The 25,458-nt window shown below is 48.5% G+C and carries 22 protein-coding genes and 1 pseudogene; 14 read left to right on the top strand and 9 right to left on the bottom strand.

Annotated elements, in window-relative coordinates; all coding sequences use genetic code 11:
• Complete coding sequence (locus ACMXD4_RS10915; protein WP_033156304.1) at window positions 1–582, top strand: ANTAR domain-containing response regulator; 582 nt, start codon at window positions 1–3, stop codon at window positions 580–582.
• Between the two features lie 279 nt (window positions 583–861).
• Here the strand turns inward: ACMXD4_RS10915 and ACMXD4_RS10910 are convergent, their stop codons facing one another.
• Window positions 862–2,796 (bottom strand): hypothetical protein, encoded by a 1,935-nt coding sequence (locus tag ACMXD4_RS10910; RefSeq protein WP_415880766.1) that lies wholly within the window; start codon window positions 2,794–2,796, stop codon window positions 862–864.
• 293 nt (window positions 2,797–3,089) lie between these two features.
• Between ACMXD4_RS10910 and ACMXD4_RS10905 the strand changes: the two genes are divergently transcribed.
• The 3 genes from ACMXD4_RS10905 to ACMXD4_RS10895 all read left to right on the top strand — a co-directional run bounded on the left by ACMXD4_RS10905 (window position 3,090) and on the right by ACMXD4_RS10895 (window position 6,550).
• Window positions 3,090–4,595: a flagellar hook-length control protein FliK gene (locus ACMXD4_RS10905; protein WP_415880765.1), complete on the top strand. Its 1,506-nt coding sequence runs from the start codon at window positions 3,090–3,092 to the stop codon at window positions 4,593–4,595.
• Window positions 4,596–4,748: 153 nt separating this feature from the next.
• A complete protein-coding gene (locus ACMXD4_RS10900) occupies window positions 4,749–5,753 on the top strand; it encodes a class 1 fructose-bisphosphatase (RefSeq protein WP_415880764.1) in 1,005 nt (334 codons plus the stop codon).
• Between the two features lie 62 nt (window positions 5,754–5,815).
• Window positions 5,816–6,550 (top strand): helix-turn-helix domain-containing protein, encoded by a 735-nt coding sequence (locus ACMXD4_RS10895; protein WP_415880763.1) that lies wholly within the window; start codon window positions 5,816–5,818, stop codon window positions 6,548–6,550.
• 4 nt (window positions 6,551–6,554) lie between these two features.
• Here ACMXD4_RS10895 and ACMXD4_RS10890 read toward each other — a convergent pair whose 3' ends face one another.
• Together ACMXD4_RS10890 and ACMXD4_RS10885 are read right to left on the bottom strand one after the other, a co-directional pair.
• A complete protein-coding gene (locus ACMXD4_RS10890) occupies window positions 6,555–7,319 on the bottom strand; it encodes an ABC transporter permease (RefSeq protein ID WP_415880762.1) in 765 nt (254 codons plus the stop codon).
• The gene (locus ACMXD4_RS10885; RefSeq protein WP_415880761.1) at window positions 7,316–8,221 is read right to left on the bottom strand and encodes an ABC transporter ATP-binding protein; all 906 of its coding nucleotides are present in this window, start codon (window positions 8,219–8,221) and stop codon (window positions 7,316–7,318) included. Before ACMXD4_RS10885 ends, ACMXD4_RS10890 begins: the two co-directional genes overlap by 4 nt.
• Before the next feature lie 118 nt (window positions 8,222–8,339).
• On the opposite strand from ACMXD4_RS10885, the gene ppx reads away from it, so the two are divergent.
• The gene (ppx, locus tag ACMXD4_RS10880; RefSeq protein ID WP_415880760.1) at window positions 8,340–9,842 is read left to right on the top strand and encodes an exopolyphosphatase; all 1,503 of its coding nucleotides are present in this window, start codon (window positions 8,340–8,342) and stop codon (window positions 9,840–9,842) included.
• Entirely contained in the window at window positions 9,836–11,071 is a 1,236-nt protein-coding gene (locus ACMXD4_RS10875; RefSeq protein WP_415880759.1) for a hypothetical protein, read from the top strand. The genes ppx and ACMXD4_RS10875 overlap by 7 nt, the downstream gene beginning before the upstream one ends.
• Before the next feature lie 76 nt (window positions 11,072–11,147).
• On the opposite strand, the gene rpoS is transcribed toward ACMXD4_RS10875, so the two are convergent.
• Window positions 11,148–12,128, bottom strand: coding sequence for an RNA polymerase sigma factor RpoS (gene rpoS / locus ACMXD4_RS10870; protein ID WP_033156312.1), 981 nt, complete (start codon window positions 12,126–12,128; stop codon window positions 11,148–11,150).
• Window positions 12,129–12,614: 486 nt separating this feature from the next.
• Window positions 12,615–13,094, bottom strand: coding sequence for a DnaJ domain-containing protein (locus ACMXD4_RS10865; RefSeq protein ID WP_415880829.1), 480 nt, complete (start codon window positions 13,092–13,094; stop codon window positions 12,615–12,617).
• Between the two features lie 89 nt (window positions 13,095–13,183).
• Here ACMXD4_RS10865 and mobB point away from each other — a divergent pair, with 89 nt between their 5' ends.
• Window positions 13,184–13,708: a molybdopterin-guanine dinucleotide biosynthesis protein B gene (gene mobB, locus ACMXD4_RS10860; protein WP_415880758.1), complete on the top strand. Its 525-nt coding sequence runs from the start codon at window positions 13,184–13,186 to the stop codon at window positions 13,706–13,708.
• Entirely contained in the window at window positions 13,701–14,945 is a 1,245-nt protein-coding gene (gene glp / locus ACMXD4_RS10855) for a gephyrin-like molybdotransferase Glp (protein WP_415880757.1), read from the top strand. The genes mobB and glp overlap by 8 nt, the downstream gene beginning before the upstream one ends.
• Before the next feature lie 113 nt (window positions 14,946–15,058).
• On the opposite strand, the gene ACMXD4_RS10850 is transcribed toward glp, so the two are convergent.
• The 3 genes from ACMXD4_RS10850 to ACMXD4_RS10840 are packed head-to-tail and all read right to left on the bottom strand — an operon-like array spanning window position 15,059 to window position 17,279.
• Window positions 15,059–15,787, bottom strand: coding sequence for a DUF3581 domain-containing protein (locus ACMXD4_RS10850; protein WP_415880756.1), 729 nt, complete (start codon window positions 15,785–15,787; stop codon window positions 15,059–15,061).
• 14 nt (window positions 15,788–15,801) lie between these two features.
• Window positions 15,802–16,125, bottom strand: coding sequence for a rhodanese-like domain-containing protein (locus ACMXD4_RS10845; protein WP_415880755.1), 324 nt, complete (start codon window positions 16,123–16,125; stop codon window positions 15,802–15,804).
• Window positions 16,116–17,279, bottom strand: a complete 1,164-nt coding sequence (locus ACMXD4_RS10840) for a pyridoxal phosphate-dependent aminotransferase (RefSeq protein ID WP_171695483.1) — start codon at window positions 17,277–17,279, stop codon at window positions 16,116–16,118. Before ACMXD4_RS10840 ends, ACMXD4_RS10845 begins: the two co-directional genes overlap by 10 nt.
• A 110-nt stretch (window positions 17,280–17,389) precedes the next feature.
• Between ACMXD4_RS10840 and dksA the strand changes: the two genes are divergently transcribed.
• Genes dksA through ACMXD4_RS10820 form a run of 4 tightly spaced genes read left to right on the top strand, consistent with a single transcriptional unit; the run spans window position 17,390 to window position 21,576 of the window.
• Window positions 17,390–17,821: an RNA polymerase-binding protein DksA gene (gene dksA, locus ACMXD4_RS10835; RefSeq protein ID WP_033156319.1), complete on the top strand. Its 432-nt coding sequence runs from the start codon at window positions 17,390–17,392 to the stop codon at window positions 17,819–17,821.
• Entirely contained in the window at window positions 17,812–18,717 is a 906-nt protein-coding gene (gene gluQRS, locus ACMXD4_RS10830) for a tRNA glutamyl-Q(34) synthetase GluQRS (RefSeq protein WP_415880828.1), read from the top strand. Before dksA ends, gluQRS begins: the two co-directional genes overlap by 10 nt.
• 26 nt (window positions 18,718–18,743) lie before the next feature.
• Window positions 18,744–20,684, top strand: coding sequence for an acetate--CoA ligase (acs, locus tag ACMXD4_RS10825; RefSeq protein WP_171695484.1), 1,941 nt, complete (start codon window positions 18,744–18,746; stop codon window positions 20,682–20,684).
• Between the two features lies 1 nt (window position 20,685).
• The gene (locus ACMXD4_RS10820) at window positions 20,686–21,576 is read left to right on the top strand and encodes a DMT family transporter (protein WP_415880754.1); all 891 of its coding nucleotides are present in this window, start codon (window positions 20,686–20,688) and stop codon (window positions 21,574–21,576) included.
• Between the two features lie 22 nt (window positions 21,577–21,598).
• Here the strand turns inward: ACMXD4_RS10820 and ACMXD4_RS10815 are convergent.
• Window positions 21,599–21,889, bottom strand: a pseudogene (locus ACMXD4_RS10815) (UTP--glucose-1-phosphate uridylyltransferase); the annotation flags it as partial.
• Between the two features lie 358 nt (window positions 21,890–22,247).
• On the opposite strand from ACMXD4_RS10815, the gene ACMXD4_RS10810 reads away from it, so the two are divergent.
• Both ACMXD4_RS10810 and ACMXD4_RS10805 read left to right on the top strand, forming a co-directional pair.
• Window positions 22,248–23,768, top strand: coding sequence for a DUF4301 family protein (locus ACMXD4_RS10810; protein WP_415880753.1), 1,521 nt, complete (start codon window positions 22,248–22,250; stop codon window positions 23,766–23,768).
• 333 nt (window positions 23,769–24,101) lie between these two features.
• On the top strand, window positions 24,102–25,421 hold the full coding sequence (locus tag ACMXD4_RS10805) for a TolC family outer membrane protein (RefSeq protein WP_205450273.1): 1,320 nt from the start codon (window positions 24,102–24,104) through the stop codon (window positions 25,419–25,421).
• The last annotated feature ends 37 nt before the right edge of the window (window positions 25,422–25,458 follow it).

Below are 25,458 nucleotides of genomic sequence, written 5' to 3'. Positions count from 1 at the left end.
ATGGCAGCGCTTAATGTCTTGGTCGTCGATGAATTCGACAGCGAACCCTTGCTGGAAACCAGCTTGCGCCAGCACGGCTGTGAGGTGGTAACCTTGAAACTTAAAGAACTGGACATGATGCAAATTGTCCAGACCCTGAACCCCGACGTGGTGGTCTTGAATTTGTACGCCCCTAACGAGGCCGTCTTGCGCACCATCGTTGACATCAATCATAACTGTTCACTGCCGGTCGTCATTTTCGCCGAAGATCAACAAACCGAGACCATCAACAAGGTCATCAAAGCCGGGGTCAGTGCTTATATAGTCGACGGCCTGGATCCGAAACGCATCAAGGCCATCATCGACATCGCCATAGCGCGTTTCAAAGAACAACATGCTTTAAAAGAAGAATTAAAAAAGACCAAGACTCAATTGGAAGATCGCAAGCTAGTGGATCGCGCCAAGGCGATTTTAATCAAGTCGCAAGGTTACACGGAAGACCAGGCCTATCACGCCTTGCGCAAACTGGCGATGGACCGCAACATCGCGATCGGTGAAATGGCCAAGAACGTCATATCAATGGCGGAGTTGTTCAACAAATGACGACTTGCAGAGCGGTCGCGGCAGCTATACATCAGGTCATTATTTATTACCCGACCATCGAGAGTACTGGGCCTGTCGAATGATGCACAAGCCTCGGCTTCAACACGCTCAGCCCGAAAGGAATACCCGCGACAGATAACTGCGGGTTAATAGTCCGGCATCGCAGCTTGATCTACGATGCCGTCAATACCGAATTTTACCGCTGCGTCTGCAAACACCCTATTTCGGTGAAGATGATGCCGAAATGTGCTTGAGTCGCTGAAAAAATCGTCCCCATTATTACTTCAAGCCGTACACCTTCAACTGACTGCAAACCGGGATTTGATTGTCCGGCACGGTGCAGTCTGAGGTACCGACCCGATAAATCATCACATACACCCGCCCATTCGCCACCACCGGTGGAATCATCCGCGACATCTTGCCCAAGCCGCCGTTATTGTCGTCACCGGTGCGAAATAAGCGTTTCAACTTATTACCCGGCTCTATTATGGTGGCATCGTAAGCAATCAGCTGACCTTCAGCGAACTCCTTATTGGCATCGCCGAATTTGGAAAATACCGCCCAAACGACGGCCGAATCGAAATCGATGGCGTGCGCAAAATTATTAGTTGTGGACGGTTTGCCGGATACCATCAACAAGCCGCCGGGCATACCGCCAGGCGATTCAACGCCCACCGAGGCCATCTCCTCTGCTTCCGCACGGAAGCTTGGCAAATTGCCGTCTACAGTAGAAAAATTGTAGGACTTCAAGCGGGAGTTTTCCCCCCATACATAGACAATGCCGCCGCTCTGATCGCGTTGCGCCAAGGCCAGCGAGTGGATGTGATGCATTTTGTTGTTTTCCGGATCGCCGCATGGCACGAACCAGCCGTGATCGCTATGTCCGGATGCCGGACACGGTAAGCTGCGATTCAGATGCTGCGCCCGGTCCCAGTTTTCCTGAACGCCGCCCGCGAAGTAGGTTGCCACTAATGGTGGTTTGGACATTAATTGATTGAAGCGGTCGTTCCGGCCCAAATTCAGTTTATCCAAGGAATAAATGATGCCGTCTTTGGTGCCTTGCAACAGCAGCCGGGAACCCGGCACCAGCATCGGCCCGGCCGCACCGAAATCCCAGTCGGCGCCGGCGGCATGCGCTTGCGCCCTGCCGCAGGACACTTCGGAGTTATTGTCGCTCCAGAGACACTTATCAGCGGGAACGCGCTCATCCAGAAACGCTTTGTAAAAATCCACCTTTTCCAGTTCGGGCCGCGCACCACCGACGCTGGGTTTGAAGCGGAGTTTGATCATGCTTTCAGCCAGATCGACATCGCCGTTATTTGAAGTGCCGTTGGAGGTGGCGACATAAATCATGTCGTTTTCGGTGACCGGCGCACCCCCGGCATGCCAAATGCCTGCGCCCCAAGAATTGAATGACGTGGCGCAAAAGATGGCAGCTTGTTTGGAAAAGCCGCTTTGCCCGAGCAAGGCTCTGGTGTCGTAAGCTACCACGAAACCATGCGGATTTTTCCGGCCGCCCATCAGCGATTCACCATTCGCGGCGAATGCCATGACCAAGCCGTTATTCTCTGTCAACGCCAGTCCGGCCCGTAGTTTGGGATAGACATATTGCTTGGTTTGATTAATTTGCTTATACGTCGCGCCGGCATCGTTAAACCAGCAGCCGTTGCCTTCCTGTGACTTGCCGAAGATACGTACCGGTTTACTTTTTTGGCTGCCGTTTAGCGGATTTAAGGCATACACCCAGTAATCACGGAACCGGTTGTCGTTGTTTTTCTTTTGCCAGGAAGCGACAAACAATGTGTTGGTGGCAGGGTCGATTATCGGCGTGGCGGAAATACCCCAGGTGGGCGTGTGTTTCCACATATCCATGTCTTGCGAGCTGATTTCCGGGCCTAGTTTGACCTTATAAACGGTTTCGTTGGTGCGGGCGTTAATGCCGATGACGTCATTCTTCATGGTGGTGATGATCACTAAATCATCGGCGCCTGCACCCTTTTCGATCACCAAGGGCTGGGTTTCGACTTTGGCGTTGAAATCGTAAGTGCGTAGCAGCCCGAATTGCTCGGAATTCACATTAGTTTTATTAAGTGTGAACTCTTGATTATTAGCCGCGGTACGAAAATGATTGCCGGCGCGTTGCGTCACGCTAACCGCCAGCGCGGCATTAACCCAAAACACCGTACAGATAAAACCCAATTGCAGCGTTTTCATGGCTCACTCCCCCAGTTGAATGTCAACTGAGCCTAGAGTGAGCGCAAGTGGCTTGTCAAGCTCTTTAAAAATAAACGCATTTACAGGCTTTGTCCTAACACATGGCTTATTTCCTGATACGCCCATGTTTACGTGAACAGTGGCATCAGGCTTTTATGGGCGAATGCCGAAAAAGTTTGCCAAAATGCTTACCACAGCGAATCGTAAGGGTGAGTTTTTTATAGTACTCTAGCCACACCGCGAACATTGCGCGGAACAAGCGTAAATCCCGGTTGCGGCGAGGTGAGGATGTCATGGATATAAAGCTGCCTTTAGATGCGAAACTTGTGATGGCTTTGAACAAGTCGAGCGCGCCGCTTGCCGAGCTTAAATTGAATCAAGTGTTAGACGCCAAAATCATTACCAATCAAGTCATGCTGAACACGCTGACTGTCAGCGTTGCCGATAAAACCATGACTTTGCAGAGCCAACAAGCATTGGCTTTGCCACCCGGCCAGACCTTGCAGTTGCAAGTGGTGAAACTTTTGCCGACCCCGGAGCTAAAAATTATCGCCCCGCCACCATTGCAAACGCCCAATACCTCAAACTCAGCGCCGCCCGAAGCACAACTACTCAAATTACTGCACTCCCCGACCACTCCAGCGCCTGCAACAGCACCTCTACCCAGCAATCCGCTAGCCACATTAAACCCCGGTGACCATGTACAGGCGCAAATTTTGAATATCGGCAAACATACGCTAACGGTGCAACTGACGCCGGAGCCGAGTGATGCCAAGCAAACCCAAAGCACAGCGTTGCCTGGCGGCGAAAGCCGAGTAGTATTGGATAGCAAACAACTGCAATGGAGCGATCCGGCGGCTAAGTCCACGCTAACCGTCGGTAGCCGCATAGATTTACAAATTCTCAAGAGCGGTGAGCGCCCAGTGCTGAGCGCATCGTTACCGGCACCCTCTATTGATGAACAGATAGCGACGGTGTTCAAGCAGTTGTTGCCCGTTCAAGTGCCGCCGCAACAATTGCTGGCGCAACTGGCGCCTCTGATAAAGCCTGCCGAAAGCGATAAAACCGTTGGCGAATTGCTCAAGCAACTGGCCCGCGAGATATTGCAGCATATTCCGGACAAAACCAAGCTGTTCGAACCGGCCACTCTCAAGCAAGCCATCGCACAATCCGGCTTGTTTATGGAACGCAATTTGGTCGAGGCAGAGGCAAAACCCGCGTCATTCGTGTTGCCAGACGATTTTAAATTAAAACTGAGCAAGCTGATTGCGCAGTTGGGCTTGGAGCTGGCTGTGCCTAAGGATGAAAATGCGGCTCAACAGACTGCAAGCGAACTACTGAAAGAAACCTTGCAAAAAGCCCAGGGCAATCTGGCCAAATTGACATTGGATCAACTCAATTCGCTGCCCAGGGATGATTCGCCAAAACAGGTTTGGATGCTGGAATTACCGTTCTTCAACAAAGCCGAGCCGGAAACATTGCAGCTGATAGTGGAACAAGACAAACAAGCCAACAGTGAGAACGGCCAAAAGAACTGGGTAGTGAGCATTACCATTACCCCTCCCGAACTTGCTACAATACGCTGCAAGGTCTCCTGTTACGACGGCAGTATTAACACCCGTTTCTGGAGCGAGTCCACCAGCACCGTGGACAAAATCAATGCGCGTCTGGACTATTTAAGACAACAGTTCGAACAAAAAGGATTAAAACCCGGATTTATGGATGTTCAACAAGGGAAACCCTCGCAAGCCCATCCGCAAACGCTCCCACCGCAAAGTCTGTTGAGCGAAAAAGTCTGATACCGGGACCGGAATACAGCAATTGGATAAACAAATCTGCCGCGAACCGGCAAACAATTTGACCCCAACAATTTACTCGCCAAACCAGGCACTACGTTGCCGTGGTTACCGAAACAACTTCTTACTCTAGCCGATGCTATGGAGAATTAACCCATGTCTCACCAAGTTACCCTAACCCAGTTCATCATCGAGCAGCAGCGCGGGTTACCGGACGCTTCCGGTACGTTCACACTGCTGCTGAATAACATCGTGACTGCGTGCAAACAGATCTCCCACCGGGTCAATTGCGGCGCTTTAATTGGCGTATTGGGCAGTGCGGAATCCGAAAACGTGCAGGGCGAAGTGCAAAAAAAGCTGGATATTATTACCAACGACATCATGGTCAAGGCTTTGGATTGGAGTGGTTCCCTGGGCGGGATGGCATCGGAGGAAATCAACGATCCGATCAAAATCCCCAAACAATATCCAAAGGGCAAATATCTGGTGTTGTTTGATCCACTGGATGGCTCGTCGAATATCGATATTAATCTGACTGTAGGCACCATTTTCTCGATTCTGCGCTGCCGCGAAGGCGTTGAACCGGAAACCGAGGATTTTTTGCGCAAAGGCACCGAACAAGTGTGCGCCGGTTTCGTACTTTACGGTCCCTCCACCATGTTGGTATTAACCACCGGCAATGGCGTGAACGCTTTTACGCTGGATCAGGATGTCGGCGAGTTCATTCTCACCCATTGCAACATGAAAATTCCCGAGGAAAGCAGCGAGTTTGCCATCAATATGTCCAACCAGCGTTTCTGGGAGCCGCCGGTGAAGCGTTATATCGACGAATGCGTGGCCGGTACGGACGGGCCGCGCGGCAAGGATTTCAATATGCGTTGGGTGGCTTCGCTGGTCGCTGAAGTGTATCGTATCCTCACGCGCGGCGGGGTATTCCTGTATCCGCACGATTTACGCGATCCGTCCAAACCCGGCAAACTACGGCTGATGTACGAGGCTAACCCGATGGCATTTATCATCGAACAAGCCGGCGGGCTGTGTTCCACCGGTCGCGAACGAATTTTAGATCTCAAACCCAGCAGTATTCACCAACGAGTGCCGTTGATTTTAGGTTCTAAATCCGAAGTAGAACGGATAGTTGCCTATCACCAACAAGATTAACTGGTTATCCGTTGCTATGTCGCCGCTTCGTCGAGAAGCGGCAAATTATCAAACCCAACACTATGCTTTCATTGAAAACTCAAGCCCCTGAGCCGCTTAAAAATCAAGTCAGTTGCGTTAATTGCAGTCTGGATAATATTTGTTTACCGCGCGGTTTATCGCAAGCCGAAATTAATAACATCAGCCAAGTCATCAAGGCCCGTAAAACCTTGCAACGCGGCGATTTTATCTACCGTGAAGGCGACAATTTCCGTGGCATTCTGGCAATAAAGTCCGGTAGCGCCAAGTTGGTGGCTAACGATAGCCATGGCAACGAGCACATCTTAAATATCCTGCTGCCCGGCGAATTACTGGGCTTCGACGGTCTATCCGCCGAAAAGCACGGCTGCGCGGCGATTGCCTTGGAAACCATGAGTTTTTGCATCCTGCCGGCCGACAATATGGAAGATTTGTTCAAAAATATGCCCAGCCTGACGCGCGAATTGTTTCGGCATACCGGCGAGAAAATGCTGGAGGACAAAAACCAGCTGGTATTGAGCAAACGGCCGGCGGAAGAGCGCTTGGCTTACTTTTTGATCAGCTTATCCGAAAGATTGAAACGGCGCGGATTTTCATCATCTGAATTTAAATTGTCACTCACCCGCCAAGAAATCGGCAATCACTTAGGCTTAGCCTTGGAAACGGTGAGCCGCCTGCTGAAAAAATTTCAGGACGATAATTTGATCGTGGTGCAGAACCGTTTTATCGCTATCAAAGATCTTAACGCTTTGCGCAATATGTTGGTGCCATTGGAATAAGGTCCTAATTTTTAATACCGATACCTTTGTGCAACAGCAGCAAGCACAGGGCGGTTAAAAACACGATAAAGCCCCCCGTCATCGCAAAAGCCAGTTCGATCTCGACATCACTGATCCCGATCATGCCGTAACGAAAGGCGTTGATCATGTATAAAATCGGATTGGCTTGTGCGATTTTTTGCCAAATTCCCGGCAACATCGCTACCGAATAAAATACACCGCCCAGATAGCTCAACGGCGTCAATACAAAGTTCGGAATAATGGAAATATCATCAAAACTATCGGCAAACACCGCGTTGATGAAACCGGCCAGCGCGAACAAGGTTGCCGTCAGCACAAACACCGCAGCGGCGATGTCCCAATGCAGAATGGTGGTGTGGGTAAACATCATCGAAATACCTGCCACCACTACGCCGACCAACACCCCGCGCGCGATGCCGCCGCAGACATAACCGGCCAAAATCACATAATTCGGCACCGGCGCCACCAAGAGTTCTTCGATATGGCGCTGGAATTTAGTGGAATAAAACGAAGACACCACATTGGAATACGAATGGCTGATCACCGACATCAGAATAATGCCGGGCACGATGTAGTCCATGTAGCTGACGCCATGCACCAGGCCTATGCGGTCGCCAATCAGCTTGCCGAAGATCAGGAAATACAGTGCTGTGGTAATGGCCGGCGGCAATAGGGTTTGCGGCCAAATCCGAGTGAAACGACGGATTTCTTTGATTAAAATTGTCGAAAAAGCGACCGAATAGTTCATTGCACCAGATCCAAAAATAATTGTTCCAGTCGATTGGACTTGTTGCGCAGGCTGAGGACTTCGATATGTTGCTCAGATAGCGCCTGGAATAAACGGTTTAGACCATGGCTTTTCGGCACCGCCACATCCAATACGGTATCGGCGCTGAGAACAATTTCACAGCCATCGATTACCGGTGCTTGCGTTAATGGGCGAGCTATATCTAATACAAAATGATCGGTGTGCAAGCGACTCAACAAACTGCTCATCGCTGACTTCTCGATGATTTGTCCGTTATTGATGATGGCGATATTCCGGCACAGGCTTTCGGCTTCTTCCAGATAATGGGTAGTTAAAATGATGGTGGTGCCCTGTTTGTTGACGTCCTGCATCATCTCCCACATCGAGCGGCGGATTTCGATGTCCACGCCGGCGGTGGGTTCGTCCAATATTAACAAGCGCGGCGAATGCACCATGGCTCTGGCTATCATCAAGCGCCGCTTCATGCCTCCGGACAAACGCCGAGACACTACGTCGCGCTTATCCCATAGTTCCATTTGCCGCAAACATTGTTCGGTGCGCTGTAAGGCTTGCTTGCGCGGAATGCCGTAATAGCCGGCCTGGTTCATCACCACGCTCATGCTGGTTTCGAATTGATTGAAGTTAACTTCCTGCGGTACCACGCCAATGCAGGTTTTGGCAGCGACATTGTCTTTATCCAAATCGTGACCGAAGATGCTGACCAATCCGCTGGTTTTGTTAACCAGCGAACTGATGATGCCGATCAAGGTCGATTTGCCGGCGCCATTAGGACCCAACAACGCGAAAAAGTCGCCGCGTTGGACCTCGAGATCCACGCCTTTCAAGGCTGCAAAGCCATTGTTGTAAGTCTTTTTTAGGTTTTGGATGGATAAAGCCGTCATGCTCTGATGTTATAATCCCGGGCGAAGAAATTGACGCGCTATTTAAAAATGCGCCAATAAAGCCTTCGGATTTTATCAGAATTCACCGCTCCTCAGCAGCCTGAACAGGATTAGACTCTTGCCATATCAAATACCGACCAGTGTTGCTGCCGTCGATCTGGGTTCCAACAGTTTTCACATGATTATATGCAGCCTGCATAACGGCAAATTGCAAACCATTGACCGCTTGAAAGAAATGGTGCGCCTGGCTGCGGGATTGGATCAGCATAAAAATCTCGACCAAATCACGCAAGAACGCGCCTTGGCCTGCCTGGAACGCTTCGGTCACCGCATCCGGGATTTTGCACCCAACAGCGTCGCGATTGTCGGTACCAATACCCTACGCATAGCCAGGAACTCGCAACAATTCATCAACAAGGCCGAAAAAGCCCTGGGGCATCCGATTCATATCATTTCCGGCATTGAGGAAGCGCGCTTAATTTACCAAGGCGTGGCCCACAGCCTAGGCAGCAATGCCAATAACCGCTTTGTGATGGATATCGGCGGCAGTAGCACAGAATACATTATCGGCCGGGATGATATTGCCCACACTAAAGAAAGCCTGAACATGGGCTGCGTCACTGTTAGCCAGAACTTTTTCAAAAACGGCGAACTGACCAAAAAGGCCTTTCGTAAAGCTGTACTGTTTGCCGAGCAACATCTCGAACCCTTTCAAAACACGTTCAATTCCAAAAACTGGGAGGAAGCCATTGGCGCTTCCGGCAGCCTGAAGGCGGTCAGCAATGTGTTACAAACCATGGGCTGGAGCAATAACGACATCACCAATGAAGGCTTGGAACAGTTGGTCGCCCACCTGTTAAAACTGAATCGGATCGACGAAATCAGCTTTCCGGCCTTGAGTATCGAGCGGCGGCCGGTGTTTATCGGCGCGGTCGCTATTGTTTATGCCACGTTCAAGACCTTGAATATTCAGCAAATGACGGTTTCGGATGGCGCATTGCGCGAAGGTCTGGTGCAAGATTTGCTCGGCAGAATTTATAACGATGACGTTCGTTCGCAGACTAGCCAGACCATTGCCGCACGTTACCATACCGACACTTCACACAGCCAACAGCTCAAAGAAACCTTACGTTACATCGTTCAGCAATTAGACGGCCACCCTTGCTTTAACGACAACCCTGCCAGTTTACAGTTTTTGGAATGGGCGGCGGAACTACATGAAATCGGCTTTGAGATCGCCCATAGCCAGTATCACAAGCACAGCGCCTATATTATCGAAAATGGCGATTTGGCGGGGTTTTCCAAACAAGATCAGCTGTTATTGTCTAAGTTGGTGCGCAGCCACCGCAAAAAGCTTAATTTAAGCCGTTTTGAGGATTTGCCTTTTCCTTGGCGGCAACATGCGCCGATCATGGCAGTCGTATTTCGACTAGCCGCCTTGCTGCACCGCAATCGCAACAGCAAACGCCCGGACTTTAATATTGCGATAAATCGCCACGATATAAAAATCGATTTTCCGGAAAATTGGTTGGAACAAGCGCCTCTGACGCATGCTGATCTCAAACAAGAAATGTATTACCTCAAGGAGGCTCGCTTTAATCTGATCTTTGATCAATGCTGAAATTCCTACTGTATATCCTCCTTTCACTGGCAATACTGTTCGTAGGCTTACTGTTTTTCGCAATCGACGATACGCCGTTGTTAAAAATCCATCAGGGTTTGAACCGCGAAGACATACAGCGCGCGAAGCAGTTATTGCATGTGGCACCGGAGGAAAGAGGCCAAATTAAAACGGTTAGTTTGGACCAGAAGGACTTGAATATTGCGGTGAGTTATCTATTAAACCATTTTGCGGAAAATACGACGCAAATTCAGATTGTAGATGACAGATTGATGATTCAGATAGCGATATTTGTCCCTAAAAGCCCCTGGGGCAGATATTTGGACTTTAGTTTTAATCTACGACAGGTAGATGACGCCATTGTTATCAAGTCCTTGAAAATTGGTGAAATTTCCATTCCCGATCCCGCTGCAAATCTCCTGATTCCCGCTATCGTGCATAACACGCCGCTAGAGCAGCATTGGCAATTGTTGAGCCAATACGTCAAGAAAATTCACATTAGTCCGCAAGCTTTGGAAATCAGTTATCTAGGATCCATCGTCGACGCGGCAAAGCAATTGGCTATCCAAAAGCATCGGGATTACCCAAACCTGCATCGTTATCAACAGCAAATCAACGAAATCGTCAGCCAACATGACCCTAGCTGGCGCTTATCTATTACTGATTTGTTGCAACCTTTATTTTTGACGGCGTATCAACAAACACCGACGGAGGACGCCGTTCAGGAAAATCGCGCGATCATCATTGCTGTCGGCAGCTATATCTATAAACAGGACTTACGCCGCTATCTGCCGCTTGGCTTGGTTTACAGCAAGGAATATCCTGTATTTGCTTATAAGCGAGTGGATATACCTCAGCATTTTATTGCTTCGGCATTATTGGCAATTCTTGATTCCTCATTACTCGGCGAGCAAATAGGCATAGATAAAGAACTGGGAGATGCGCAAAAAGGTAGCGGCTTCAGTTTCATTGATCTGACCGCGGATCGAGCCGGGACTCGATTCGGTCAAATAGCAGTAGCATCAACCGAGAAAGCGAAGGAATTACAAAGAATAATGTCTAGCACTAAAGATTATTCGTCTATTATCCCGGAAGTACAGGATTTGCCGGAACATATGGACGAAGCAACATTTGTCAGCAAATTCCAGTCCGTAGGAAGTTCTGCATACAACGAACTAATCCAACAAATTGACGACAGAATTAAAGCCTTGCCGTTGTATCAAATATAAGGTTCCTGACAGCAGACACCCAAACCAGATCTGACAAAGTCACACTACTCTGGTTTGCCGCCGGTTAAATTTACTATTAGCTAAAAATCGATTCGAACGAATAGCCGCTGCTTTCAAGAATCTCTTTCAGACGCTTCAAGCCGTCCATCTGTATTTGTCTGACTCTTTCACGAGTTACGCCCAGTTCAAGCGCTACCTGTTCCAAAGTTGCGTTTTCGAATCCACAAAGGCCATATCTGCGACAAATGACTTCGCGCTGCTTCTCGGCAAGTTGATAAACCCAATAAGTAACGTTGTTTTGGATAAAGTCGTCTTGCAGAATTTCAGCAGGATTGCGGCTTTCTTCTTCGGAGATGGTTTCAAGTAGGGGTTTGTCAAAATCCTTGCCGAAAGACACATCAACGGATGTGACGCGCTCGTTGAGTTTAAGCATTTTACTTACGGTTTTAGCAGGTTTATCAAGATGCCGCGCGATCTCGTCGACAGTCGGTTCATGATCAAGCTGTTGAGCTAAATTCCGCTGCGCTTTCAAATAAATATTCATTTCCTTAACAATATGAATCGGCAGACGAATAGTTCTAGTCTGATTCATGATAGCACGCTCTATGGTCTGCCTGATCCACCAAGTTGCGTAGGTTGAAAATCTGAAGCCACGATCAGGATCAAACTTTTCCACTGCGCGGATCAGCCCCAAATTACCTTCTTCGATTAAATCGAGTAAAGGGAGCCCGCGATTTAAATAACGCCTGGAAATTTTCACAACCAGACGTAAATTGCTTTCGATCATAATTTTTCGGGCTTGTGGATCGCCCTGTTGAGTTCGTCTGCCGTAGATTTTTTCTTCATCCGCAGTTAAAAGTTGGGATTTACTGAGTTCATTCAGATACGCTCGGGTGGCATCGAAAGTACTCTCATTTTGCGATTCGTTACTTTCTATCTCGGCCAGCTTAAAAGTTTCGTTCGGATCGATTTCGACAACTTCTTCATCGACATCATCAAAAGAAATGAAATCTGGAATATCCATATCTTTAATTACATCTATCGTTTCTTCCATCATGATTAATCTCCCAGGTATTTTGGCTTGCTGAATCGTTTATTTTTATTGGTACGTGTCTCGCCAGATAACTATTAATCCCTTAAAACTATTTAAATGCAGATAAGATTGAAACCCAACAACGGAACCGATATTGCTCACTGCCAAAACCAATTAAGTCAATAGGTCATTCTTAACAACATCATGCCTCTTCGTGTATTTCCGATCCGATCTAAACGAGCGCACTAACCTTAACGGCGAGTGCCAGTATAACTTTAAAAGATTTATCTTATAAATTGAATTTACTGATATTTTTGTGGTCCACATCTCTTTTTTGATTTTTATTCACAGCGACCTCTCAGGTCATTTTTGCGACTAAAATCAGCAAGATCAAACTAAAATCCGAACCACTTCTAAATTATGAAAATAAGAAAGTGATGCGCATCACATATATTTAAAAGAACTGCAAGAACATACAATTCTGAAAGGAGCTTTTTCTGATCGTGCTTCTCAACGACCTAACAATGTTTTTTTGGCTTGATTAATTTGGGCCGCCAAATAATCTGAACCGCCTCGATCAGGATGAAAGCGCGAAATGAGTTTACGGTGGGCCTGAATAATTTCTTCTTCCGTGGCGCCGGGATTAAGCCCCAAAACCTCAAAAGCTTCCGTTGTTGTCATACCCGCTTGTCGAGATGGCCCAGGACCAGGCTTACCATATTGCGGATTGCCGGCTTTGAACCGCAACCAAATGCTATGAAGCTGCGGCGCGTACCTCAATATTAGCGGCATCGAGCGCACTAAAAACGCGAATATTAAGCCAAATATCGCCAGCAGACCGCTAAGTTTTCCACTCAGCATCAGTACCAGCAAAATCAGCGCAATCGCAACCCAGGCCAGTTGTTTAAGTCGTTTGCTGCGCAATTCGGCTGGTAGCTTCATAAATCCCGGCAGCATTAAAACTGCCAGTACCAATGCCAACAATATCACTATTCGTATCACCCGCACTCCAAACGCTTCAACCGACGAGCGCCATAATAACTTAGAATACGGCCAGTTCGACAAATGTAGAGAAGTCCATGTCCACCCCTTCAGTCCTCGGCTTCGCGGCCGCCAGCGGCACCGGCAAAACCAGTTTATTGACAAAACTTATCCCGATACTGAAAGCACATAATCTGCAAATCGGTGTGATCAAACACAGTCATCACGACTTCGAGATTGATCAACCCGGTAAAGATAGTTTTCGGCTACGCGAAGCGGGTGCTACTCCGGTTATGCTGGTTTCCCAACATCGGCGTGCGGTAATTAGCGAATTGTCGGCAAACAGCGATATTTCGCTGACTGAACAGCTCGCCTTGTTTCCCAATGCAGGCCAGGATTTGATTTTAGTGGAAGGGTTCAGGCACGAGAGCTACCCCAAAATAGAGCTGTGCAGACCAAGCCTAGGCAAACCGCTGCTTTACCCTGAAGATCCGTCAATTATCGCGATAGCAAGTGATCAGCCCCTCTTAACACCACCCGGCTTACCGTGCCTTGATTTAAACGATGCAAAGGCCATAGCCAATTTCATTATCGAAATCTTTTTGAAGCGCCCACGTGACTAACATCTGCTACCCTAACAAACACGAGTTATTGAGCGTCGAACAGGCGCTGTTGGAAATCCGCAAAACTATCGAGACTGTCAACGAACGCGAGCATATCGATTTGCCGCAGGCACTGGGCCGGGTACTTTCCGACAGCGTGGCGTCTCATATAGACATTCCACATCAACGCACTGCGGCCATGGACGGCTACGCATTTGCTGCTGGCGATGTAGCTGCCGGGCAATCAGCTAAATTGCAAGTAATCGGCATCGCATGGGCCGGACGGCCGTTCTTGGCGCAGCAGAGGCCGGGCCAATGCGTCAGAATATTTACCGGGGCGGTAGTCCCGGAATTTGCGGACAGCGTTATTGCTCAAGAACAAATTGAAATCGATGGTGACACTGTATCACTTCCCCTCGACTGGCAGCCGTATAAAAATATTCGTGCAGCCGGCAGTGACGTTAAACAGCATGAAGAATTAATTGCCGCACCGAAAAAGCTGACAGCTCGCGATCTAAGTCTATTGGCCGCCGCCGGCATCGAAAAAATCAGCGTAAAACGCAAACTCAACATTGGCTATTTTTCGACTGGTGATGAATTGGTCGCACTCGGAGAACCGCTAGCTGTTGGCCAAATCTATGACAGCAACCGCTATTTATTAGCCGGACTACTATCCGACCCAAATCACACAGTCTCGGACTTGGGCATAATCCCAGACGATCCCTTGAAACTCGAACAAACTTTCAAGAACGCAGCCAAACAACATGACGTCATCATTTCCACCGGCGGTGCATCGGTTGGCGACGCGGATTTTGTTAAACAAACCCTGGAAAAATGCGGGCAGGTGAACTTCTGGAAACTGGCGATCAAACCAGGCAAACCGCTGGCTTTTGGCAAAATCGGCCGCTGTTGGTTTTTCGGCTTGCCCGGCAATCCGGTTGCGGTATTGGTCACTTACGAGAAATTCGTAAAGCCGGGTTTGGAACAGCTTGCCGGCTTACCTGCCAGACAAGCATTGCGCTTACGAGTCCGATGCGACAGCCGGTTAAAAAAATCGCCAGGGCGGCAGGAATATCAACGCGGCATCCTGTACCAGCAGGCTGGAGGAGAATTAGCCGTCCGTCTTGCCGGTCAACAAGATTCTCATCAAACAAAAGTAGCCAGTCAGTCCAACTGTTTTATTGTGCTGAATGCCGATAGTACGGGTATAGATGCTGGAGAAATGGTGACAGTAGAGCCATTTTCTGCGGAGTTATAAACAGCTGAATTCCCCCATCCAGGTAACAGCCGGAGTGCTCTGTGCGCTCCGGTTGGAAAACTCGAAACTCAAACAAATTGCCAGCCCATGCATGCGAACGGCAGAATATCTGATTACGCGGTGGCTTCCGCAAGATTACCTAAATAGCCATGTTTTCTAGCCAGATACTCGTCTACAAAGGCTTGCATCGGTTCGGCTTCATATTCGCGTAAACCGCTGACCGCTAGCTTCTTGAATCCGGAACCAACCACTTCTTCACCGCATTTAATTTGGAAATAAAGATACGCCGTGGCCCGCTTGCCGTTGACTTCCATTTTCGGCTCCAGCATTTCCAGATGCGGTTCGTGAAAGTCCATCCGGTTTAAGCTCAAAGTCATGCTCTCATAGATCACCAAAGGCCGGTCGATATTGAACATGACTTGCTCTTTGGCCAATAAAGGTACCAGCACATAAGGAAAGTTCTGCCCGGAAAACGCCACGTAGTCACGAATTAACGCTTCGACTAAAGCCGGATCGCGGATCACATCGCCGGAGCGCTCAATCTGCAAATAAGTCTTGCCTTGGTTGTCGGTCACATCGATTTTTTCGGCGTCATCATCGGGAAAATTCAACAACACGCCATGACCGACCATTCCGGAAAAAATGAAGTGCATGTTTTGGCTAAGGCCGTATTTGTCCAACACTAACGAGAATAATAAATCGCCCGGCACGCAAAAACGTTTTGCGTCTTCGTCGTGCAAGGGGTTGAAGTCATGGGCGACTTCCTTGGCAAACATACTGGCCTGCGCGGCGCTGATGGCGACACTGCCATCCTGAATGGCATAGTACTCTTTTAGAAACATAGTTTATTAGTTGTTTAGTAACGTGGAACGGACGGATCGCAAATCACGGACCAAGCGTCGATGCCGCCCTTCAAGTTGAACAATCTTTGCAGCCCGGAATGCTGCAAAAAATTGCAAGCTTGCTGGCTACGCATACCGTGATGACAAATCACCACCACGTCTCGGTCAGCCGGCACTTCGTCGAAGCGCGCGGGTATTTGTTGCAGAGGTATTAATACGCTACCGGCTATCTTGGCATAGGCAAACTCGTGGGGCTCCCTAACGTCTAGTAAAAATACCGACGGGTCGTCCTGTAAATGTTGTTTTAGCTGCTCTGGCGTGTATTGGTTTATGGGCATATGAATCTTTCCAGTCTTTGAAGCGCGGCGGCCATTCTATCGATTGAGGCGGTATATGCAAATCGAATGTGCTTGTGAGCCAAATACTGGCCAAAGTCTTTGCCTGGCGTTACCGCCACCCCTTCCTGTTCGAGCAGCTGCTTGGCAAACTCAAAACTATCGTCGGTAAACGCACTGCAATCTGCGTAGATATAAAAGGCCCCTTGTGGTTTGCAGGCAATTTTAAAACCCAGCCGTAACAGGTTGTCGTAAAGAAAATCCCGGCGTTTCTCAAACTCGTCACGGCGGCGATGCAATTCCGCCATATTTTCAGCACTGAAACAGGCTAAAGCCGCGTACTGTGAATGGGTAGGTGTGGAGATAAAAATGTTTTGCGCCAGTTTTTCCACCGCGTCGATAAAATCTTCCGGCACGATCAACCAACCGATACGCCAGCCGGTCATGCCAAAGAACTTGGAAAAGCTGTTGATGATAAATACGTCATCGCTGAACGCCAAAGCGCTGCTGACGGTTTCGCCGTAAACCAAGCCGTGGTAAATCTCGTCCGAGTAAAAACAGCCCCCTAAAGCATGCGTCTGCTGAATCGCAGCGCGTAGCGCATCGTTACCGATGACGGTGCCGGTCGGATTGGAAGGCGAAGCGACTAATACGCCTTTGCTGGCCGGCTGCCAGTGCAGTCGAATCAATTCGGCGTTGAGTTGATAAGCCGTTTCGGCGCCAACATTCACGAACTGAGTCTTACCGTCGAACAATTGCACGAAATTATCGTTACAGGGATAACACGGATCGGCCATCAAGATTTGTTCGCCCGGATTTAAACTAATCCCAAACGCCAGCAAAAACGCGCCGGACGCGCCGGGGGTAATGAAAACCCGTTTCGGATCCAGATTTACTCCATATTGCGCTTGGTAATAATCGGCGATGCTTTGACGCAATTCCGGCAATCCGGCTGCAGCGGTGTACTTGACTTCCCTACCCTGCATGAACGCATTTCCAGCGGCTAATATTGCCGGCGGCGTTTCGAAATCCGGCTCACCGATTTCCATATGAATAATGTCCCGGCCTTCTTGTTCCAGCTGCTTGGCGCGCTGTAATAATTCCATCACATAAAATGAGCTGATGCCGCGCATTCGCTCGGCGACGTGGTGTTTCATGTCCAAATTCCGTTAGTAGAAAGCGCCTTCATAATAACAAACTTCTTGCTTGGCCCCGGCTATTCTGTTAAAAAGCCCCGATTTTTTTATAGACCGCCAGGAGTCATTGGATGAACAATACTAACCCTGCCGCATCGGAATTTACTTTTAAGCCTTATGAGGAAAAAGAAGGCGAAGAGTACATGAACGAGGCGCAGTTGAGCCATTTTTCCGCCATCTTAAATAAATGGAAGTCCGAATTAATGATGGAAGTGGATCGCACCGTCCACCACATGCAGGACGAAGCGGCCAACTTTCCGGATCCCAACGACCGGGCTACGCAGGAATCAGAGTTCAGCCTGGAGCTGCGCACCCGCGACCGCGAACGTAAGCTGATCAAGAAGATCGACGAATCATTGAAGGAAATTGAGTCCGGAAACTACGGCTATTGCGAAACGTGCGGTATCGAGATTGGTATTCGCCGTCTGGAAGCCCGTCCAACTGCTACCCTGTGCATCGATTGCAAGACACTCGATGAAATCAGGGAAAAACAATTGGGTTAACTCTGCCCACAGCAACATCTTATATCGGCCGGTTTGCGCCCTCGCCTACCGGCCCACTTCACCTCGGTTCTCTATACACCGCACTTGCCAGCTATCTGGATGCCCGTCAGCATAAAGGGCTATGGCTGTTACGCATCGACGATCTCGATACGCCGCGCAATATGCCGGGAGCCAGCGACGCGATTCTGAATTGCCTGCAAAGCTTCGGCTTGTATTGGGACAGCGAGGTGGATTATCAAAGCCATCATCTTGAGCAATACGAGCAGGCCATTGTCGAATTGCAAAGCCGGCAGGCACTTTACCCTTGCACCTGTAGCCGCAGCTTATTGGCAAATTCGCCTTTGATTTATCCAGGTTATTGCCGCAAAAACCCGCAATCGACTGATGCGCCACATGCACTACGAGTAAAAACGGCGGAATTTTGTCCGCGCTTTGTTGATGACTTGCAGGGTGAAATCAGCCAAAATCTGGCAGGCCAGCACGGCGATTTTATCGTCAAGCGTAAGGACGGCATCATTGCTTACCAATTAGCTTGTGTTGTTGACGACCAACGGCAAAAGGTCAATCGGGTGGTGAGAGGTTACGATTTATTGGATTCGACCCCTAAACAGCTGTATTTACAGCATTTGCTGGGTTACCCGACGCCGCAATACATGCATATTCCGCTGATTGTCGACCAAGAAGGCCATAAGCTGAGTAAGCAGACCCGAGCGGAAGCCGTCAATCCCAATCAAGCCGGACCAACCTTGTTTCTGCTGCTAACCTTACTCAAGCAAAATCCACCACCCGATTTGCGGCTGGCCGCAATCGACAGTATTCTGGAATGGGCCATCGAACACTGGCAAGCCGAGCGTTTGACGAGCACCCAAGCCGTTTCTGCCTTACAACACAGTTAATAACGTTCAAAGAAGGAGGTTACGTTATGTCAGACCAAAAAATTTATCCGGTTAACCCGCAGATTGCCGCCAACGCGCATATCGACAGTGCCGAGTACCAGCGTCTATATCAGCAGTCGATAAACGAACCGGAAACTTTTTGGGCTGAGCAGGCCGCCGAATTTTTGGACTGGCATCAGCCTTGGCAGCAGGTACTGCAATACGACTACCCCAAGGGCGAAATACAGTGGTTCCTGGGCGGCAAACTCAATGTCACCGTCAACTGTCTGGACCGACACCTGGAAAAACGCGGCGACCAGGTAGCGATCATTTGGGAAGGCGACGACCCTGCGCATGATCGTCAACTGACCTACCGCGAATTACACACCCAAGTTTGCCAATTCGCCAACGTCCTGAAAGCCCATGGCGTACAAAAAGGCGACAGAGTCTGTATCTATCTGCCGATGATCGCGGAAGCGGCGGTAGTTATTTTAGCCTGCGCGCGTATCGGCGCGGTACATTCCATTGTTTTCGGCGGCTTTTCGGCCGATGCCTTACGTGATCGTGTCATCGACGCCGATTGCCGGGTCTTGATCTGCGCCGACGAGAGCTTTCGCGGCGGCAAAATTGTGCATTCTAAATTGAATGTCGATAAAGCCGCCAAGCAATGCCCAAATTTGCATACCGTGATAGTGATCAAGCATACCGGCCACGACATCCCCTGGACCGCAGGCCGCGATATTGATTATCGCGAAGCGATGCAATCCGCATCGACCGATTGCGAACCGGTGATGATGGACGCCGAAGATCCGTTATTTATCCTGTATACCTCCGGTTCCACCGGCCAACCGAAGGGTGTGCTACACACCACCGGCGGTTATTTGCTGTATGCGGCCATGACCCATAAATACGTGTTCGATTACCAGGAAGGCGATGTTTACTGGTGCACGGCCGACATCGGCTGGATTACCGGCCATTCCTACGTGCTGTACGGGCCATTATGCAATGGCGCCACCAGCTTGATGTTCGAGGGCGTACCGACTTATCCGCATCCCGACCGCTTCTGGCAAGTCATCGACAAACATCAGGTTAATATTTTTTACACCGCGCCAACCGCAATCAGAGCGTTGATGGCCCAGGGCGACGATTTTGTCACCCGCACCAACCGCAGCTCATTACGTATACTTGGCAGCGTTGGCGAACCAATCAATCCGGAAGCCTGGGAATGGTATTATCAGGTAGTTGGTAGTACACGTTGCCCGATCGTAGACACGTGGTGGCAAACCGAAACCGGCGGCATTCTCATCACCCCCTTACCGGGCGCGACGCCGTTAAAACCCGGCTCAGCCACATTGCCGTTTTTCGGCGTAAAGCCGGCGATACTCGATCCGGATGGCAATATCATGGAAGGCGAAGCGGAAGGCGTGCTGGTGTTGACCTATCCGTGGCCAGGACAAGCGCGCACCGTTTATGGCGATCATGCGCGCTTTATCGACACTTATTTCGCCAAGTTCCCCGGCTATTATTTCGCCGGTGACGGTGCCCGCCGCGACAAAGACGGCTATTACTGGATTACCGGCCGCATCGACGACGTATTGAACGTCTGCGGCCACCGCTTGGGTACGGCCGAAATCGAAAGCGCGCTGGTGCTGCATGACTTAGTAGCCGAAGCCGCCGTGGTGGGTTTTCCGCATCCGATCAAAGGCCAAGGCATCTATGCGTATGTGACACTGAACGTCGGCATCGAAGGCAACAGCAGCCTGAAAGGCGAGTTGAAAGACTTGGTACGCGAGGAAATCAGCGCTATCGCCCTACCCGATCTGATTCAATGGGCACCCGGCCTACCCAAGACCCGTTCCGGCAAGATCATGCGCCGCATCCTGCGTAAAATCGCCGCCAATGAATTTCACGATCTTGGTGATACCTCAACCTTGGCCGATCCTTCGGTCGTTGAGCAATTGATCGCCAACCGTCTGAAATTGCCTTAAGGTGAAAACACGGCTGGCTTTAGCCTATTTCGGTGTCATTCTGGTCTGGACTACCACACCGCTAGCCATCAAATGGAGCAGCATCGGCGTCAGCTTCGTATTCGGGGCGATGGCAAGAATGAGCACCGGACTGGCTTGCCTGCTGCTGTTATTGTTGCTTTTGCGTCGGCGTTTGCCGCTCAACCGCCCTGCTTTGATCACTTATCTGGCAGTGGCGATACAGCTTTACGGCAGCATGCTGATTACCTATTGGTCCGCTCAATTCGTGCCATCCGGCTGGATCTCGGTAATTTTCGGATTAAGCCCGTTTATGACCGCTTTCATGGCGGCGGCATATTTGCAGGAACGCAGCCTGGGTTGGGGCAAGTTATTCGCTTATAGTTTGGGTATGGGTGGGCTGGTGGTCATGTTCAGCTCGGCACTGGAATTGGATGAACTCGCTCTGCAGGGCTTGATCGGCGTGCTGGTGGCTACCTTCATCCACGCGGCTAGCGCGGTGTGGGTCAAGCAGATTGACGCACGTCTACCGGCTTTGCAATTGGTTACGGGCGGATTGTTAGTCGCGGTACCCTTGTATTTCGGCACCTGGTATTGGTTGGATGGCGGCTTATTGCCGGAAAATATTCCACAGCAAACCCTGTATTCCATTGCTTATCTTGGCGTAATTGCCACCACCCTGGGTTTTGCATTGTATTATTTTGTGTTGGCCAACATGCAAGCCACCAATGTGGCGATGATGAATCTGATGACACCGGTAATGTCCCTGGTGCTGGGTTATAGCGTCAACCAGGAACCGTTGACGATAAAAACCATGGCCGGCACCGCACTGATTATGTGCGCACTATTGATTTACGAAATCGTCAATCGCCGGCAACAACGGAATGGCGGGTAATCGCCACTCCGCCGTCTGCGAACTAAATTTTGCTAACGCGCTGCTGCAGGTACGCGGCAAATTCTGATTTAATTTCCGGGTGCAGCAAACCATACTCAACATTAGCCAACAAGAAACCGAATTTTGATCCGCAATCGTAGCGATTACCTGCAAATTCGTAAGACAGCACTTGCTCGTCTTTCATCAACGCGGCAATCGCATCGGTCAATTGAATTTCGCCGCCTGCGCAACGGCCGGTATTTTCGATTTTTTCAAAAATCGCCGGGATCAGAATATAACGACCAACAACGGCGATGTTAGACGGCGCCACTTCATTTTGTTTAGTTCCAAAGCTGATGCATTGTTACCATATGATTATAATAAAGAGTTATGCCGAACGGTAACTCATACGGGAATCAATCGGGTATCAGTGTTTTATAACGTGGGGACGATTTTGGTAAAGGCTACGGAGTCGGATACCACAACCACAATCCCCACTATGGGCAGATCAATGCCCTGCTTCGCCGGCAAAGAAGATTTCTTTGATCATGGCAGTTATCTGCAGGATTGGGTTGCCGCTATTTTCTCATCTGATGATTTGTTCGAGGCACCCAAATGTAGCTGTACTTTTGTCCTATAATTAACTGTGCAGATAAATATTACAAAATTTTCAACATTAAAATTACAATACGATGCTATCAAACAACGATTTACAGCAAATTAGCGAAAAATGTATTTCAGAATCACAAATTGTTTATCAGCTTAAAAGTTTTGAAACGGGTTTCCCGTTTTTGAAAATTATTAATGCTGCATCACCAGATCATGGTATTACGATTGCTTCGGATGCACAAATTAATGATTTGTTGGAAACATGGGATGCTTATTTGAAAACCAATTCTTCAATACTCAAATTTGTTCCGGCATCGGGTGCGGCCAGTCGTATGTTTAAAGATTTATATGAGTTTTTGGATGCCGATTATGCCGAACCAATAAAACCTGCTGAAATTAAATTTATTACTGAAATTAAAAACTTCGCGTTTTACGATGCTTTGAACGAATGCTGTTTGAAAAATAATAATAAAAGTATTGATGATTTGATTGAAAATGGAGAGACGAAAGCTATTGTATCTAATTTATTAACCAGTAATGGTTTGAATTATGGTGCCTTGCCTAAAGGCTTACTTTTATTTCACACATATAACAACGAAAAACGTACTTCGCTACAGGAGCATTTGGTGGAAGGTGCATTGTATGCTTCTAATGCATCGAATGAAGTAAATATTCATTTCACAGTTTCAACTGAACACCGGCAACTGTTTGAAAAACATGTAAATGATACGCTTTCTGAATACGAAAATGTACTCGGTAAAAAATTCAACATCAGTTTTTCAGAACAAAAGCCATCGACTGACACTATAGCTGCCGACGAACAAAATCAACCCTTTCGCGAAAATGGAAAATTAGTTTTTCGTCCCGGAGGACATGGCGCTCTTATTGAAAACCTGAACGATTTGAATGCAGATGTGATTTTTATTAAAAATATTGATAATGTGGTTCCTGATTCGCTCAAAAGCCAAACAGTTAAATATAAGAAAGCTATTGCAGGTTTATTGATTAAACTTCAACAAAAAGCGTTTGAAAATCTTCAACTATTGGAGAACGATAACATCTCCATTTCAAGCTTACATGAAATTGCTCTGTTTTGCGAAAAGGAACTTAATAATATTCACCCTGAAATTAATAAATTGAATGAAAGTGAATTAAAACAGTATCTGAAGTCAAAGCTAAATCGTCCGATTAGGGTTTGTGGTATGGTTAAAAATACCGGAGAGCCTGGTGGCGGTCCTTTTCTTACTGTAAATGCAGATGGAACAGTGTCCACTCAAATTCTCGAAAGTTCGCAAATTGATTTATCAAATCCTGCTGAAAAAGCTAAAATGATGAATTCAACGCATTTTAATCCTGTTGATTTAGTATGTGGAGTGAGAAACTATAAAGGCGAAAAATTTAATCTTTTACATTATGTCGACAACCAATCCGGATTTATTTCATCGAAATCGAAGGGTGGTAAAGAATTGAAAGCTTTAGAGTTGCCCGGACTTTGGAATGGAGCCATGAGCGATTGGAATACAATTTTTGTTGAAGTTCCTATCGAAACATTTAATCCGGTAAAAACAGTGAACGATTTGCTTCGTCCTGAACATCAAAAATAAGATAATTTATTTCCAATTAAAATTATTGAATCATATTTATTTAAAAGGTTTATCACATTATTTGTAATGAGCTTTGTTATCTGCATACTTATTTTCTCGATGCAGTTTCTTTGGAAACATGGCGAATTTAAAAGTGATGTGCGCGATCTTTCTTTAACCTGCAGTTGCCATTTTCTACTCCGTATAGGTTAGGATGATCAGTTCCTTAAGGTTTTACTTTGACGAACGGGTGATGTGTGCCTAACCTTATGGCAAAATTAAATAAGCCCTGTAAGGTCTTTATTTTAGGCGATAATGTAAGTTTATTCCCAACTCTCAGCACGAGATATAGCAATGATAAAACTGTTATGCACCTTTTTGGTAGCATTGATACCGGTAAAACCGGCTTTTAGTCAGGACTTGCTGGAAACCTATCAGCTAGCGAAAGCCAATGACCCGGAGTTTAAAAGCTCGGATATCAATAAGCTTGCTACTGCCGAGATCAAATCGCAAAGCATCGCACAGATGTTGCCGAATCTTTCCTTCAGCGCCAACAGCAGCCGCAATCGCCTGGAAAGTACCAGCTTTTTGGGAACCACCTTGCAGCATTACTGGGACAGCAAATTGGGTATTAATTTGAAACAACCGGTGTTTCATTGGGACCATTGGGTGCAGCTTGATCAAGCCGATAACAAAATTGCTCAGGCCGAAGCGCAATTCCAGGCCAAACAACAAAGCCTGATCCGCAGAACCGCCGAAGCGTACTTCAATATATTGGCCGCGCAAGATAATCTGGAATTCGCCAACTCGGAAAAGAAAGCCATCGAAAAACAATTGGAACAGGCCAAACAGCGTTTCGATGTCGGCATCATCGCCATTACTGATGTTTACGAAGCCCAAGCCGGTTATGACAGGGCTCTGGCCAGCGAGATCGAAGCACAAAACCTTTTGGATAACAGCAAGGAAGCCTTGCGGGAAATCATAGGCGAGAACGCCGCCGATCTGAACAGCTTACAAGCGCAAATTCCGCTTAGCCCCCCAGCACCCGAGGACTTGGCGTCCTGGTCGAATACGGCGGAGAACAATAATTTCTCAATCGTCGCCCAAATTAATCAAGCCGAATACGTCCGCAAAAACATCGAATTACAACAATCTAAACATCTGCCCACCCTCGACATCGTCGCCCAATACAGCGAAATGGACACCGGTAACCGCTACGGCTTGCGCGGCGACAATGAAAGTTTCGGATTGCAACTCAACCTGCCTTTATACGAAGGCGGCGGCACCTCTTCCCGCAGCCGCCAAGCCGCCTACGAGTATGAAGCCGCCAAGGAAGATTTGACCAAAGTAAAACGCAGCATCAATCGCGGCGTTAAAGACGCATTTCGCGGCGTGGTTTCCAGCATCAGCAGAGTCAAAGCCTTAGATGCCACCAGCAAATCCGCGGAAATGGCCGTGGAAGCTGCCGAAGCCGGTTTTGAAGTGGGCACCCGCACCATGGTGGACGTGCTCACCGAGCAACGTAATCTATATAAAGCCAAGAGCGATTATGCCAGAAGCCGCTACGACTATCTGATTAACGGCATCAAACTCAAGGAAGCCGCCGGTAGTCTGAATGAACAGGACTTGGAGCAGATCAATCAATATTTGCAGGGAACGCTGAGTAAAAACTAGTCCACCGGCGGAGTGCTCGAGGCCGCTCGTTAACATT

The sequence above is a fragment of the Methylomonas sp. TEB genome, assembly GCF_047777895.1.
GTDB lineage: Bacteria > Pseudomonadota > Gammaproteobacteria > Methylococcales > Methylomonadaceae > Methylomonas.
Note: the sequence above shows the minus strand (reverse complement) of the source record. Positions and strands in the feature narration are given on the sequence as shown.